Origin of the sequence: Hydrogenophaga sp. (assembly GCF_050182545.1) — a bacterium.
Lineage (GTDB): Bacteria > Pseudomonadota > Gammaproteobacteria > Burkholderiales > Burkholderiaceae_C > Hydrogenophaga.
Genome location: NZ_JBFXCD010000012.1, coordinates 21,033 through 34,517 on the forward strand (window position 1 = coordinate 21,033; position 13,485 = coordinate 34,517).

Below are 13,485 nucleotides of genomic sequence, written 5' to 3' on the forward strand. Positions count from 1 at the left end.
CTGTAACCTCCCCGATCACACACTTTTAGGACGGACTCATGGCCAGCGACCTGATCAAACACGTTTCCGATGCCAGCTTCCAGGCTGATGTGCTGGACGCCGGAGCGCCGGTGCTGGTGGACTTCTGGGCCGAGTGGTGCGGCCCATGCAAGATGATCGCCCCCATCCTGGACGAAGTGGCCGGCTCTTACGACGGCAAGCTCAAGATCGCCAAGCTCAATGTGGACGACAACCGCGACGTGCCCGCCAAGTTCGGCATCCGCGGCATCCCCACCCTCATGCTCTTCAAGGACGGGCAGCTTGCCGCCACCAAGGTGGGCGCCGTGAGCAAGGCGCAACTCACCGCGTTCATCGACCAGCAACTGGCCTGAGGCCTTGCTGCAAGGGCACCCGGGTGCAACGCCTGGGTGCCGTTTTCCTCCGGCCTCTGTTTCCTGTCATAATTTGCGCCAGCGGGCCTGACAGACACCCGCACTTCTTTCAGCGCACCGCTCGTCATCCGGACGCCAGCGCCCCCTCCCCCGGTTTTTGACTCAACTCCTCCTCGGAGTGAATTCCATGCACCTCAACGAACTCAAGGCACTGCACGTGTCTGAAGTCCTCAAGCAGGCTGAAGCGCTTGAGATCGAAAACACCGGCCGCATGCGCAAGCAGGAGCTGATGTTCGCCATCATCAAGAAGCGCGCCAAGGGTGGCGAACTGGTGAACGCGGACGGCGTGCTGGAAGTGCTTCCTGACGGTTTCGGTTTCCTTCGCGCGCCGGACACGAGCTACACGGCCAGCACCGACGACATCTACATCTCGCCCAGCCAGATCCGCCGCTTCAACCTCCACACCGGGGACATGATCGAGGGCGAGGTGCGCATCCCCAAGGACGGCGAACGCTACTTCGCGCTCAACAAGCTCGACAAGATCAACGGCCTGCCCCCCGAGGACAACAAGCACAAGATCATGTTCGAGAACCTGACGCCGCTGTTCCCCAAGGAACAGATGCGCCTGGAACGCGACATCAAGAGCGACGAGAACATCACCGGTCGCGTGATCGACATCATCTCGCCCATCGGCCGCGGCCAGCGCGCACTGATCGTGGCACCGCCCAAGAGCGGCAAGACTGTCATGATGCAGCACATCTGCCATGCCATCACCGCCAACCACCCCGACGTGGAACTGATGGTACTGCTGGTGGACGAGCGCCCGGAAGAAGTGACCGAGATGCAGCGTACCGTGCGAGGCGAGGTTATCGCCTCCACCTTCGACGAGCCCGCCGCCCGCCACGTGCACGTGGCCGAGATGGTGATCGAGCGCGCCAAGCGCCTGGTCGAGCTCAAGAAGGACGTGGTGATCATGCTCGACTCGATCACCCGTCTGGCACGCGCCTACAACAACGTGCTGCCCTCCTCGGGCAAGGTGCTCACCGGCGGTGTCGATGCCAACGCCCTGCAGCGGCCCAAGCGCTTCTTCGGCGCGGCACGCAAGGTGGAAGAAGGCGGCTCGCTCACCATCATCGCGACCGCGCTGGTCGACACCGGCAGCCGCATGGACGAGGTGATCTTCGAAGAGTTCAAGGGCACCGGCAACTGCGAGATCCACCTCGACCGCCGCCTGTACGAAAAGCGCGTCTTCCCCTCCATCCAGCTCAACCGCAGCGGCACCCGCCGCGAAGAGCTGTTGCTGCAGCCGGAGATCCTGCAGAAGACGCGCATCCTGCGGCAGTTCATGTACAACATGGACGAAATCGAGGCCATGGAAATGGTGCTCAAGAGCATGAAGTCGACCAAGAACAATTCGGAGTTCTTCGACATGATGCGTCGCGGCGGTTGAGCGCCAGCCGTTTCCTGCTAAAATCGCAGGCTTTGCAAATTGCGGCAAGTACAGCGAAATGGTTTCGCTGCGGCTGCGGCACCTGACCTGAAGGAAACGCCATGAAAGAAGGCATTCACCCCAACTACCGCGAAGTCTGCTTCCAGGACCTCTCCAACGGTTTCAAGTTCGTGACCCGCTCCTGCGCCAACACGAAGGAAATGATCAAGCTGGAAGACGGCCGCGAACTGCCGCTGTACAAGCTCGACACCTCCAGCGAGTCGCACCCCTTCTACACCGGTACGCAGAAGAGCGTGGACAACATGGGTGGCCGCGTGGAGCGTTTCCGCAACCGCTACGCCAAGGCCGCCAAGTAAGCGGCGGCGACGCCGGGGGCCCATGCTCCCGGTGCCTCGCGCACATGAAGCAGCCACCCGGCTGCTTTTTTTTCGCCGGCCTTCGTGCGCCGCTGGCAGCCCTTCGGGAGCTGCCCTGTAATATTCGCCGCAGTGAACCAGCCCACCCCCGCCATCGTCACGCAATCGGCCGTGCGCCGCTTGCCGCGGCTCGTCCTCATCCTCTTCTGCGCCGCCTACGTACTGCCAGGTTTCCTCGGCCGGGAGCCCTGGAAGAACGCGGACGTCTCGGCATTCGGCGTGATGCTGGAGATGGCCGCTGGCCACAGCAGTTGGTGGCAACCCCAGGTCCTTGGCCGTCTGGCGGAGGAAGCTGGCCCGCTGCCCTATTGGCTGGGCGCGATCTTCATCAAGCTGCTGCCCTTTGCGTCGCCCGAGTTCGCGGTGCGCGTTCCGTTCGCACTGCTGCTGGCGCTCACGCTGGTCTGCACCTGGTACACGGTGTACCACCTCGCTCGCCAACCCGCGGCGCAGCCTGTGGCCTTTGCTTTTGGCGGTGAAGCCCGCCCCACGGACTACGCGCGCGCACTCGCCGACGCCGGCCTGCTCGCGCTAATGGCCTGCCTGGGGCTGGCGCAACTGTCACACGAAACCACGCCCGATCTGGCCCGTCTGGCCCTGGTGTCGCTGCTGCTGTATGCCGCGGCGCGGCTGGCCCATTCTGGCCAGCGTCAACCCGGCCGCAGCGTGTTCGCCTGGGGGGTGGCCTTGGTCTCACTGGTGCTCAGCGGCGCCCCCTGGATCGCCGGGCTGCTCGGCGCAGGCCTGCTGCTGGTGCTCTGGCGGTCGCGCCGGACGGACGGGACGCCTGCGCCCGAGACCAACTGGTTGCTGGAGGCCCCGGCCTCGGTGCGCGACCCTCTGCTGTGGTCGGCCATATTGTTGGTGGGTGCGATGGCCATGGCGGCCATGGCGGGCCTGCTGCCGGCACCGGCACTGCAGACACCGCTGGCCGAGGTGCAATGGCGCAGCTGGGGCAAGTTGCTGGTGTGGTTCACCTGGCCAGCCTGGCCCCTGGTGCTGTGGACGCTCTGGCGCTGGCGCCATCAGCTGCTGCGACCTCATGTCGCATTGCCGCTGTGGGCCGCCGTGGTGGGCGTGGCAGACAGCGCATTGTCGGACGAACGTGACCGCGCGCTGCTGCTGGCGCTGCCCGCCTTCGCCGCACTGGCGGCCTTCGCCCTGCCCACGCTGCGCAGAAGCCTGTCGGCGCTCGTGGACTGGTTCACCCTGGTGTTTTTCTCGGGCTGCGCACTGGTGATCTGGGTGATCTGGGTGGCCATGCAGACCGGCGTGCCCGCCAAGCCGGCAGCCAATGTGGCCCGACTCGCCCCGGGCTTCACACCCGAGTTCTCTTTCATGCTCTTTGCCCTGGGAGCACTGGCCACGGCCGCCTGGCTCTGGCTGGTGGCGTGGCGGGTGGGCAAACACCGCCAGGCGCTGTGGAAAAGTCTGGTGCTGCCAGCCGCGGGCAGCACGCTGTGCTGGTTGTTGCTCATGACCCTGTGGCTGCCACTGCTCGACTTCGGTCGCAGCTACGGCCCGATCTCGCGCCGCATTGCAGGGCTGGTACCGCCCGGGAGCTGCGCGCTGGCCGATGGACTGAGCCAGGCCCAGATCGCGGCGCTGCAGTACCACGGCAAGTTGCGACTGGTGCGCACCGGCTCGGCCAGTCAGGGCGAGTGCCGTGGCTTGATCGTGGCGCCGGCGTCTCAGCCCACGCTGGATCAGCGGGTGAACCTCACCGAATGGGCGTTCAAGGCCACGGTGCGGCGGTTGACCGACAACAAGGAAAGCCTGCTGGTGTACCAGCGCGTCAGTCGCTGAAACGCTGGCGCACCCGCGAGGGTGGGAGGGCAATCGCAAACGTCGACCCCACGCCGACGGTGCTCTGCACCTCGATCTGCCCGCCGTGCCGCTGAGCCACATGCTTGACGATGGCCAGGCCGAGGCCCGTGCCGCCGGTTTCGCGTGAGCGGCTGCGGTCCACGCGATAGAAGCGCTCGGTGAGCCGGGGCAGGTGCTCGGCGGCGATGCCGGGGCCGGTGTCGCTGACAAAGAACTCCGCGCCCCCCTCTTCTCGCATGCGCCAGCCCGGCCGGATGGTGCCGCCACCCGGGGTGTAGCGCACCGCGTTGCTCAGCAGGTTCGACATTGCGCTGAGCAGCTCGGTCTTGGCGCCAGAAACCCAGAGGTCCGGGCCGCTGGCCGGTTCGATCAGATGGGGAGTCGACGCGATGGCCTGGGCGAGCCCACGCGCCTCCTGCACCACGTGGGTCAACAGCTCCCCGCTGTCGATCCATTCACCCGGCCCTGGTGCAGGGCTGCCCTCCAGGCGCGAGAGCGTGAGCAGGTCGCTCACCAGGGTCTGCATGCGGTGCGCCTGCTGGCTCATGAGATCAAGGTATCGCGCGCGGTCGGACTCCTCCAGCGGGATGCTTTGCATGGTTTCCACGAAGCCGCTGAGCACAGTCAGCGGCGTGCGGATTTCGTGCGAGACGTTGGCCACGAAGTCGCGCCGCATGGCCTCGGCCAGCTGAACCGCAGTGACATCGCGCGAGATCATGAGCTTGCGCTTCTTGCCGTAGGGGTGCACCTGCAGCGAGATCTTGGTCGGCTGCGAGGGCCGTGGGCCCGGTCCGTCGATCTGGATTTCGTGGCCAAAGTCGCCACCCGCCAGATAGGCGGTGAACGCGGGGTTGCGCACCAGGTTGCGCACGTACTGCCCGAGATCGCGCTGGGGGTCGAAACCGAGGTGGTTGGCCGCCGTGAGGTTGGACCATTCGATCCGCCCGGAAGAGTCCAGCAGCACGACGCCATTGGGGGAAGCCTGGATCGCGGCGAGGAAGTCTTCCAGCCGCGCGTCGCTGCTCTGCGCTTTTTTCTCCAGCTTCTTGATCAGCTTGCGGCAGCGCTCGACCAGCTCGCCCCAGGCGCCACCGAGGTTCGGCGCTCGCGCGGCCTCGGCCTTGTTGAGCCAGCGCAGCACGCGCCGGGCACGCAGGCCGTCGAGCACCGACCATGCCAAGGCACCCAGCAGGCCTCCGCCGAGGGTGAAACCGGGTGAATCTTCGGCCAAACCCCAGACCGCTCCCAGCGCCACCAGGAGCAGCAGCTCGATCGCGCGCCGGGTCATGCGGCGGAGGTCTGTGCGCCTTGCGCCGGTTTGCCGGCGTTGTTGAGTGCCGTGAGGCGGTAGCCCGCGCCGCGCACGGTTTCCACCATGGCGGACGCTTCACCCAGTGATTCCCTCAATCGCTTGACATGCACGTCCACGGTTCGCTCCTCGATGAAGACATGGTCTCCCCAGACCTTGTCGAGCAGCGTACCACGGGTGTGCACCCGCTCCGCGTGCTTCATGAGGTAGTGCAGCAGCTTGAATTCGGTGGGCCCGACCTTGAGTTCGTTGCCGCGGAAAGTCACCCGGTAGGTCGAGGTGTCCAGCGCCAGTTCACCTACCTGAACGGAGTCGTTGATGATCTCCGGCGCACGCCGGCGCAGCACCGCCCGGATGCGCGCCAGCAGTTCCTGGGTGGAGAACGGCTTGGTGATGTAGTCGTCGGCACCCGCGTCCAGGCCCTGCACCTTGTCGCTTTCGTCGCTTCGCGCGGTCAGCATGAGGATGGGGACCGTCTTGGTGCGTTCGTTCTTGCGCCACTGGCGCGCCAGCACGGCGCCGCTTTCACCGGGCAGCATCCAGTCGAGCAGGATCACGTCGGGGAGCACCGCGCCCACCTCGCGCTGGGCCGCCGCACCGTCAAACACCACGGTTGGCGCAAAACCGTTGTGGCGCAGGTTGACGGCGATCAGTTCGGCAATGGAAGGCTCGTCCTCCACCACCAGAACCCTGGGTAGTTTTCTCATCCGACCACCGACTCCACTTCCGACGCCGGCGTGTGGCGCACGTCTTCGCCCTTGACGATGAAGATGATCTGTTCGGCGATGTTCTTGGCGTGGTCGCCCACGCGCTCGATCGACTTGGCCAGGAACAGCAGGTCCAGGCTCGGGGAGATGGTACGGGGGTCTTCCATCATGTAGGTAATGAGTTTTCTCAGGAAACCGTTGTACTCGTGATCGATGGCGTTGTCGCCCTTGATGATCGCCACCGCCATGGTGGTGTCAAGCCGGGCAAACGAATCCAGTGTCTTGCGCAGCAGCGCGGCGGCCAGGTCGGCGGCCATGCGCAGCTCCGAACTGGGCAGGTTGCGCGGCGAACCGCCCTGAATGATGGATTTGACCATGCGGGCGATGCGGGCGACCTCATCGCCAGCGCGTTCCAGGTTCTGCGTCGTGCGCGAGATCGCCATCAGGAAGCGCAGGTCGCGCGCCGTGGGCTGTCGGCGGCCGATGGTGGAGATGATCTCGTGATCGATCTGCAGCTCCATGGTGTTGATGCGTGCCTCGTTCTCGAGCACCTGCTCGGCCGACTCCAGACTCATGTGAATCAGGGCATACACCGCCTGGTGCAGCTGGGACTCGACGAGGCCGCCCATTTCGAGCACGTGGGTGGAAATGGAGTTCAACTCGGCGTCGAACTGGCTGGAAATGTGTTTGTCGCTCATGAAAGGTCTCCCGTGTTGGCGCTGGACATGCGGTTGTCGGATGGCCGGGCCACGTCAGCCGAAACGCCCCGTGATGTAGTCTTCCGTCTCGGTCTTGCCAGGTTTGAAGAAGATCTGCTCGGTCGAACCGAATTCGATCAGCTCGCCCAGGTACATGTAGGCGGTGTAGTCGCTGCAACGGGCGGCCTGCTGCATGTTGTGTGTGACGATGGCGATGGTGTAGTCCTGCTTGAGCTCGTGCACCAGTTCCTCCACCTTGCCGGTGGAAATCGGGTCCAGCGCGGAGGTTGGCTCGTCCAGCAGCAACACCGAGGGCTTGACCGCCACGCTGCGCGCGATGCACAGGCGCTGCTGTTGACCGCCCGAGAGCGACAGACCGCTCTGGTTGAGCTTGTCCTTCACCTCGTTCCACAGCGCGGCCTTGGACAGCGCCCATTCGACGCGGTCGTCCATCTCGCCCTTGGACAGATCTTCGTACAGCTTCACGCCAAAGGCGATGTTGTCGTAGATCGACATGGGAAACGGCGTGGGCTTCTGGAACACCATGCCGATGCGCGCTCGCAGCAGGTTGATGTCCTGCTTGGCATCCAGGATGTTCTGGCCGTAGAAATTGATCTGCCCCTCGGCGCGCTGTCCCGGATACAGGCTGTACATGCGGTTGAGCGTGCGCAGCAGCGTGGACTTGCCACAGCCCGAAGGACCGATGAAGGCAGTGACCTTGCGCTCCTCGATGTTCATGTTGACGTTCTTCAGGCCCTGGAACTTGCCATAGAAGAAGTTCAGGTTGCGCAACTCGAGCGCATTCCTGGCGGTGGTGGCCGGCTGGGCAATGGCGGCAGTAGCGGCAACGTTCGGCATGGTCATGTCCATATCAGTGACTCTTCAACGGGTTCGGTGGGTGGGTGTGGGTTCAGCCGGTCGTCTTCTCGCGCAGGAATACCCGCGCGACGACGTTGAGCACCAGCACCGAGAGGGTGATCAGCAAGGCGCCGCCCCAGGCCAGACGGATCCAGTTGTCGTAAGGGCTGAGCGCGAACTGGAAGATCACCACCGGCAGGTTGGCCATGGGCGCGCCCATGTTGGTGCTGAAGAACTGGTTGTTCAGCGCGGTGAACAGCAGCGGCGCGGTTTCGCCGCTGATGCGGGCCACGGCCAGCAGCAGGCCCGTCATGACGCCGCTCTTGGCCGCGCGCAGCGTCACCATGGTGGCCACTTTCCAGCGCGGCGCGCCCAGGGCAAACGCCGCTTCCCGCAGGCTGCCGGGCACCAGGCGCAGCATGTTCTCGGTGGTGCGCACGACCACGGGCACCGCGATCAGCGACAGCGCCAGACTACCGGCCCAGCCGGAGAAGTTGCCCACGGTGGCCACTGCGATCGCATACACGAACAGGCCCAGCACGATGGACGGTGCCGAGAGCATGATGTCGGTGACGAAGCGGGTGAGTTCGGCGGTCTTGCTGGTGTCGCCGTACTCAGCCAGGTAGACGCCGGCGAAGATGCCCACGGGTGTGGAGACCAGCACCGAGAAGCCGACCATCATCAGGCTGCCGACAATGGCGTTGGCCAGACCACCGCCTTCGCTGCCCGGGGCCGGAGTGGATTCGGTGAACATGTTCCAGTCCAGCGCGGCGAAACCGTTGCCGAACAGCACGACCAGGATCCAGAGCAGCACGAACAGGCCCAGCACCATGGCGCCCATGGACAGGGTCAGTCCGACGGCATTGGAGCGCTGGCGGCGCTTGTAGAGGGTTTGGTTGAATTCCATGATGGCTCTCGGTGTGGACGTTCAGAGGCCCTTGGCCTTCTCGGCGCGCAGCAGCATGATCTTGGCCGCCGAGAGCACGATGAAAGTGATGACGAAGAGCAGGAAACCCAGCGCGAACAGCGTGGAGAGGTGGAAATCGGCGGCCTCGCCGAATTCATTGGCCAGCGTGGACGCGATCGAGGTACCCGGCGAGAACAGCGAGGTCGGCATGCGGTTGGCATTGCCGATCACGAAGGTGACGGCCATGGTCTCGCCCAGGGCACGACCCAGGCCGAGCATGATGCCGCCGATGACGCCCTTCTGCGTGTAGGGCAGCACCACCCGGCGCACCACCTCCCAGGTCGTGCAGCCCAGGCCGTAGGCCGATTCGCGCAGGATGGGCGGCACGATCTCGAACACATCGCGCATCACCGCCGCAATGAAGGGCAGCACCATGAAGGCCAGCACGATGCCGGCGGCCAGGATGCCGAAGCCGTTGGTGCTGCCGCCAAACAGGAAGCCCACCAGGGGCATGCCACCCAGCATCTGCTGGACCGGCATCTGGAAGTAGTCGGCAAACAGCGGCGCAAAGACGAACAGGCCGAACATGCCGTAGATGATCGAAGGCACGGCGGCCAGCAGTTCAACGGCGGTGCCCAGTGGCCGGCGCAGCCACACCGGGCAGGTTTCGGTCAGGAACAGCGCGATGCCGAACGCCAGCGGCACCGCGATCAGCAGCGCAGTGCTGGCGCTGGCCAGCGTGCCGACGATGGCGATCGCCGCGCCGAATTCTTCGTTGATGATGTCCCACTCAACGCGCCAGATGAACTCGAAACCGAACTTCTGGAAAGTGGGCCAGGCATTGATGAACAGGGAAACGATGATGCCCAGCAGCGCGACCAGCACCAGCAGCGAGAAGCCCTGGGTGACGCGGTGAAAGACGATGTCCTGGATTCGTTGCCGCCGGGCGATCGACTCCATGTCGGGGTTGCCCGCGTTGACGGACACTGGTTGCGAACTCATGGTGGTGCCCAGGCTCATGTTGACTCCCATCCGGACGATGGCGCCCCGTGATCCGCGCCCGCCGGGCCCGAACGGGCCGCCTGACGGGCGCGGATCGGGGTGCGGCCTGACTTACTTGGCGATCTGCGTCCAGACCTTCGAGCGGATCTGCGCGGTCAGGGCATCGGGCAGTGCGACATAGTCCAGTTCGGCGGCCATGCCCTTGCCGTTCTTGAAGGCCCAGTCAAAGAACTTCAGCACCTCGGCGGACTGCGCTTTGTCGGCCGGGTCCTTGTACATCAGGATGAAGGACGCGGTGCTCACGGGCCAGCTGTCGGCACCCTTGGCATTGACCATCGAGATGCCCATGCCCGGCACGCTGAACCAGTCGGCGCCCGCGGCGGCGGCAGCGAAGGCCTTGTCGTCGGGGCTCACGTACTTGCCATCGGCGTTCTGCAGCTGCAGGAAGTTCATGTTGTTCTTCTTGACGTAGGCGTATTCCACGTAGCCCAGCGCGCCCTTGACGCGGTTCACGTTGGCGGCCACGCCTTCGTTGCCCTTGCCGCCGACGGAGGAAGGTGCAGGCCACTTCACGGCAGCGCCCTTGCCCACGGTGTCGGCCCACTCCTTGCTCACGGCGGTGAGGTAGTCGGTCCAGTTGAACGTCGTGCCCGAGCCGTCGGCGCGGTGCACCACCGTGATGTTGGCGTCCGGCAGGGTCTTGCCCGGGTTCAGGGCGGCCAGCTTGGGGTCGTTCCACTTGCTGATCTTGCCCAGGAACATTTCGGCCAGCACCGGGCCGGTCACGCGCAGTTCGCCAGGCTTGAAGCCGTCGAGATTGATCACGGGGACCGTGCCGCCGATGATGGCGGGGAACTGCACCATGCCGTCCTTTTCGAGGTCGGCGCCGGAGACGGGCGCGTCCGATGCACCGAAGGCCACGGTCTTGGCGCGGATCTGGCGCAGACCACCCGACGAGCCGATGGACTGGTAGTTCAGGCCGGTGCCGGTTTCCTTCTTGTAGGCTTCGGCCCACTTGGCGTAGATCGGGAAGGGAAAGGTGGCGCCGGCACCGGTGATGTCGGCGGCGAATGCGGAGCCCATGCCGGTGGTGGCCAGCGCAGCGGCGGCCACGGTCTTGAGGAAGATGCGTTTGGTGATCATGAAGTGACTCCTTGCGGTTGGAAAACAGGAACAAGGAGGACTCTAGGCAGGCAATGTGACAACGGTGTGACACCACAGACTTGTCACAGGAGCGGTTGACCCGATGCGCGCCGAAACACAGACCCGCCCCTGGCCATGCGTCACAATCCGGGCTCACGCAGCGCTGCCTGTCCTCGCCCATCCCCGCTGACCAGCCCCTTCCGGCGGCCCCGCCCCTTTTTCCCGCATGCAAAACGGAACCCTTCTTGCCGCCGTCGACCTAGGCTCCAACAGTTTTCGGCTGGAGATTGGCCGTTACCACTCCGGGCACATCGAGCGCATCGAGTACCTGAAGGAGACCGTTCGCCAGGGAACAGGGCTGGACGAGGACAAGAACCTCAGTCAGGCCGCCATGGAACGCGGCTGGGAATGCCTGGCGCGCTTCGCCGAACGCCTGCACGGCTTCAAGAAGCAGCAGGTGCGGGCCGTGGCCACCCAGACGTTGCGGGAAGCGAAAAACCGCGACGAATTCCTGCGCAATGCCCAGGCCATCCTGGGCTTTTCCATCGAGGTGGTGTCCGGCTATGAAGAGGCGCGCCTGATCTACCAGGGCGTCTCGCGCTTGCTGCCGCACTCGGACGAAAAGCGGCTGGTGGTGGACATCGGCGGGCGCTCCACCGAAATGATCATGGGCGAGGGCTACACCGCACGCGCCATGGAGTCCTACCGCCTGGGCAGCGTGGCCTGGTCCACGCGCTACTTTCCGCGCGGCCAGTTCACCGCGGCGGCCTTCAAGACCGCGGAAGTGGCGGCCAAGGCCGTGATCGACGAGGCACTGGACAAGTTTCCACCCGCCGAATGGACGATCGCCTACGGCTCCTCCGGCACCGTGGGCGCGGTGGCCGACATGCTCGGCGCCAACGGCTGGGCCACGGGCCTGGTCACGCGCTCGGGCCTGGACTGGCTGACGGAGCGCCTGATCAAGGCCGGCAGCGCCGAGCAATTGCGCCTGGAGGGGCTCAAGGACGACCGGCGCCCGGTGATCGGCGGCGGCCTGAGCGTGCTGCGCGCGATCTTTGACCTGTTCGGCATCGAACAGATGATTCCTGCTCAGGGCGCGTTGCGACACGGTGCCCTGTACGACCTGATCGACCGGGACACCCACGGTGGCGATGTGCGCGAGCGCACGGTGCGCTGGCTCGCCAGTCGCTTCTCGGCCGACGAGGCCCAGGGCAAACGGGTCAGTGAAGTCAGCACCGCCCTGTTCGCTCAGATTGCCGCGGTTGACGCACAGAACGAACGCTACTCGCAGAAACTGGCCTGGGCCGCGCGGCTGCACGAGATCGGCACGCACATCTCGCACGATCGCTCGCACCACCACGGCGCCTACATCCTCGACAACGTCGACGCGCCCGGGTTCTCCCTGCCGGAGCTGCACCGAATGAGCCAGCTCGTCATGGGCCAGCGCGGCAAGCTGCGCAAGCTCGAAGCGGCGCTGATGGACGAACTGTTCGCCAAGCAGCTGATGGCGCTGCGGCTGGCGGTGCTGCTGTGCCATGCCCGCCAGATGCCCGAACACGAGTCGGTCAAGCTGAGCTACAAACCGCGCGCCTTCAAGCTCTCCACCAACCCGGGCTGGGCCCGGCGCTATCCGCAGTCGGCCTGGCTGCTGGGCGAGGAAGTGGTGGCCTGGCAGAAGTCGGCCTGGAAGTTCACGGCCGACATCCGCTGAAGCGCGGTCGGCCGGCGCGGGTGTCATCGGGCTGTCACACCAGTGTCACAACCGTATAAACGGTATATACCGTTTATACTTTCCGTCCGATCATCTTCCAGGAGCCCGTACATGGCCAGCCAGAGCAGCAAGACCAACCCCAAGAAACCCAAGCTGGTGCGCGACAGTTTCACGATCCCCAAGACCGAATTCGCCGCGATTGACGCGCTCAAGACGCGCGCCATCGCGCTGGGCACCAGCGTGAAGAAGAGCGAATTGCTGCGCGCCGGGCTGATGGTCTTGCAAGGCCTGAACGATGCCGCCTACAAGGCCGCGCTGTCGGCGGTGCCCACGCTCAAGACCGGCCGGCCGGCCACCACCGAGAAGAAGGCAGCCACGAAAACCGCCGGGAAGCCGGCGTTGAAGCCCGCGGCCAAGGTCCCGATGAAGAAACCGGCACCGCGCAAGGCCGCTGCCAAGCCAGTTGCCAAAAAGGCGGTGTCCACACCGAGGGCCGCCGCCAAGCGCCCTGTGGCACGCCGCCGCCCCGCTCCGGCAAAAGCAGCCTGAGCGCTCCCACGCCGGCCCAACGGGCCGTGCGGTGTCAGATCAGCTCCGGCGTCTGAACGGTGACCACCACCGTCTGGCCCGTGCTGCCACGCTCGCGGTGGCGCAGCCACCACACGGCGCCCTTCTTCACCGAACAGTCCTCCTCGGTCAGGCCGAGCAGGCGGGCCACCACCCGACCCAGCGTGGGCTGGTGTCCCACCACCAGCACGGGCGACTTGCCGCTCGGCCATTGCACGAGCTCGAGCAAGGCCAGCGGATCGCCTTCGGGGGCAAGTTCGTCGCGCAGCTTGAATTTGCGCCCCAGGGCCAGGGCCGTCTGCTCACAGCGCACGGCGGGGCTGCTCCAGATGCGCGCCCCGTTGGGCAACTGGCGGTCCAGCCAGGCCGCCATGCGCGCGGCCTGCTTCTCGCCGCGCGGGGTGAGGCGGCGCGCCAGGTCCAGCGCGTCGCCGGGGCGCCCCGCGAGCAGATCCGGGTGGTCGTGCGCCTCGGCATGCCGCCACAGGATCAGATCCATGCCGCGGCTCTCGACCATGT

Annotated in this window: 14 protein-coding genes; 6 read left to right on the forward strand and 8 right to left on the reverse strand. The window is 65.4% G+C overall.

Going from position 1 to position 13,485, the window contains the following annotated elements; translation table 11 throughout:
• Positions 1-38: 38 nt before the first annotated feature.
• The 4 genes from trxA to AB7P10_RS13455 all read left to right on the forward strand — a co-directional run bounded on the left by trxA (position 39) and on the right by AB7P10_RS13455 (position 4,043).
• Positions 39-371, forward strand: coding sequence for a thioredoxin TrxA (gene trxA, locus AB7P10_RS13440; protein ID WP_297647908.1), 333 nt, complete (start codon positions 39-41; stop codon positions 369-371).
• Between the two features lie 187 nt (positions 372-558).
• Complete coding sequence (rho, locus tag AB7P10_RS13445; RefSeq protein WP_428294364.1) at positions 559-1,821, forward strand: transcription termination factor Rho; 1,263 nt, start codon at positions 559-561, stop codon at positions 1,819-1,821.
• 101 nt (positions 1,822-1,922) lie between these two features.
• The gene (locus AB7P10_RS13450) at positions 1,923-2,177 is read left to right on the forward strand and encodes a type B 50S ribosomal protein L31 (protein WP_428294365.1); all 255 of its coding nucleotides are present in this window, start codon (positions 1,923-1,925) and stop codon (positions 2,175-2,177) included.
• Between the two features lie 132 nt (positions 2,178-2,309).
• Complete coding sequence (locus AB7P10_RS13455; protein ID WP_428294366.1) at positions 2,310-4,043, forward strand: hypothetical protein; 1,734 nt, start codon at positions 2,310-2,312, stop codon at positions 4,041-4,043.
• Here the strand turns inward: AB7P10_RS13455 and phoR are convergent.
• The 7 genes from phoR to pstS all read right to left on the reverse strand — a co-directional run bounded on the left by phoR (position 4,033) and on the right by pstS (position 10,688).
• Positions 4,033-5,352, reverse strand: coding sequence for a phosphate regulon sensor histidine kinase PhoR (gene phoR, locus AB7P10_RS13460; protein ID WP_428294367.1), 1,320 nt, complete (start codon positions 5,350-5,352; stop codon positions 4,033-4,035). The genes AB7P10_RS13455 and phoR overlap by 11 nt on opposite strands.
• Positions 5,349-6,080, reverse strand: a complete 732-nt coding sequence (phoB, locus tag AB7P10_RS13465) for a phosphate regulon transcriptional regulator PhoB (protein ID WP_428294368.1) — start codon at positions 6,078-6,080, stop codon at positions 5,349-5,351. The genes phoR and phoB overlap by 4 nt, the downstream gene beginning before the upstream one ends.
• Positions 6,077-6,778 carry a phosphate signaling complex protein PhoU gene (phoU, locus tag AB7P10_RS13470; RefSeq protein ID WP_428294369.1) on the reverse strand — a complete coding sequence of 234 codons (702 nt, stop codon included), beginning with the start codon at positions 6,776-6,778 and terminating at the stop codon, positions 6,077-6,079. The genes phoB and phoU overlap by 4 nt, the downstream gene beginning before the upstream one ends.
• Positions 6,779-6,832: 54 nt before the next feature.
• Entirely contained in the window at positions 6,833-7,636 is an 804-nt protein-coding gene (pstB, locus tag AB7P10_RS13475) for a phosphate ABC transporter ATP-binding protein PstB (RefSeq protein WP_428294370.1), read from the reverse strand.
• Positions 7,637-7,688: 52 nt separating this feature from the next.
• Positions 7,689-8,543 (reverse strand): phosphate ABC transporter permease PstA, encoded by an 855-nt coding sequence (gene pstA, locus AB7P10_RS13480; protein ID WP_428294371.1) that lies wholly within the window; start codon positions 8,541-8,543, stop codon positions 7,689-7,691.
• Between the two features lie 21 nt (positions 8,544-8,564).
• Positions 8,565-9,545, reverse strand: coding sequence for a phosphate ABC transporter permease subunit PstC (gene pstC / locus AB7P10_RS13485; RefSeq protein WP_428294424.1), 981 nt, complete (start codon positions 9,543-9,545; stop codon positions 8,565-8,567).
• A gap of 111 nt (positions 9,546-9,656) precedes the next feature.
• Positions 9,657-10,688, reverse strand: coding sequence for a phosphate ABC transporter substrate-binding protein PstS (gene pstS, locus AB7P10_RS13490; protein ID WP_428294372.1), 1,032 nt, complete (start codon positions 10,686-10,688; stop codon positions 9,657-9,659).
• 226 nt (positions 10,689-10,914) lie between these two features.
• Here pstS and ppx point away from each other — a divergent pair, with 226 nt between their 5' ends.
• The gene (gene ppx / locus AB7P10_RS13495) at positions 10,915-12,399 is read left to right on the forward strand and encodes an exopolyphosphatase (RefSeq protein WP_428294373.1); all 1,485 of its coding nucleotides are present in this window, start codon (positions 10,915-10,917) and stop codon (positions 12,397-12,399) included.
• A gap of 111 nt (positions 12,400-12,510) precedes the next feature.
• Positions 12,511-12,948, forward strand: coding sequence for a hypothetical protein (locus tag AB7P10_RS13500; RefSeq protein WP_428294374.1), 438 nt, complete (start codon positions 12,511-12,513; stop codon positions 12,946-12,948).
• A gap of 34 nt (positions 12,949-12,982) precedes the next feature.
• Here AB7P10_RS13500 and AB7P10_RS13505 read toward each other — a convergent pair whose 3' ends face one another.
• Positions 12,983-13,465, reverse strand: a complete 483-nt coding sequence (locus AB7P10_RS13505; RefSeq protein WP_428294425.1) for a SixA phosphatase family protein — start codon at positions 13,463-13,465, stop codon at positions 12,983-12,985.
• Positions 13,466-13,485 lie beyond the last annotated feature (20 nt).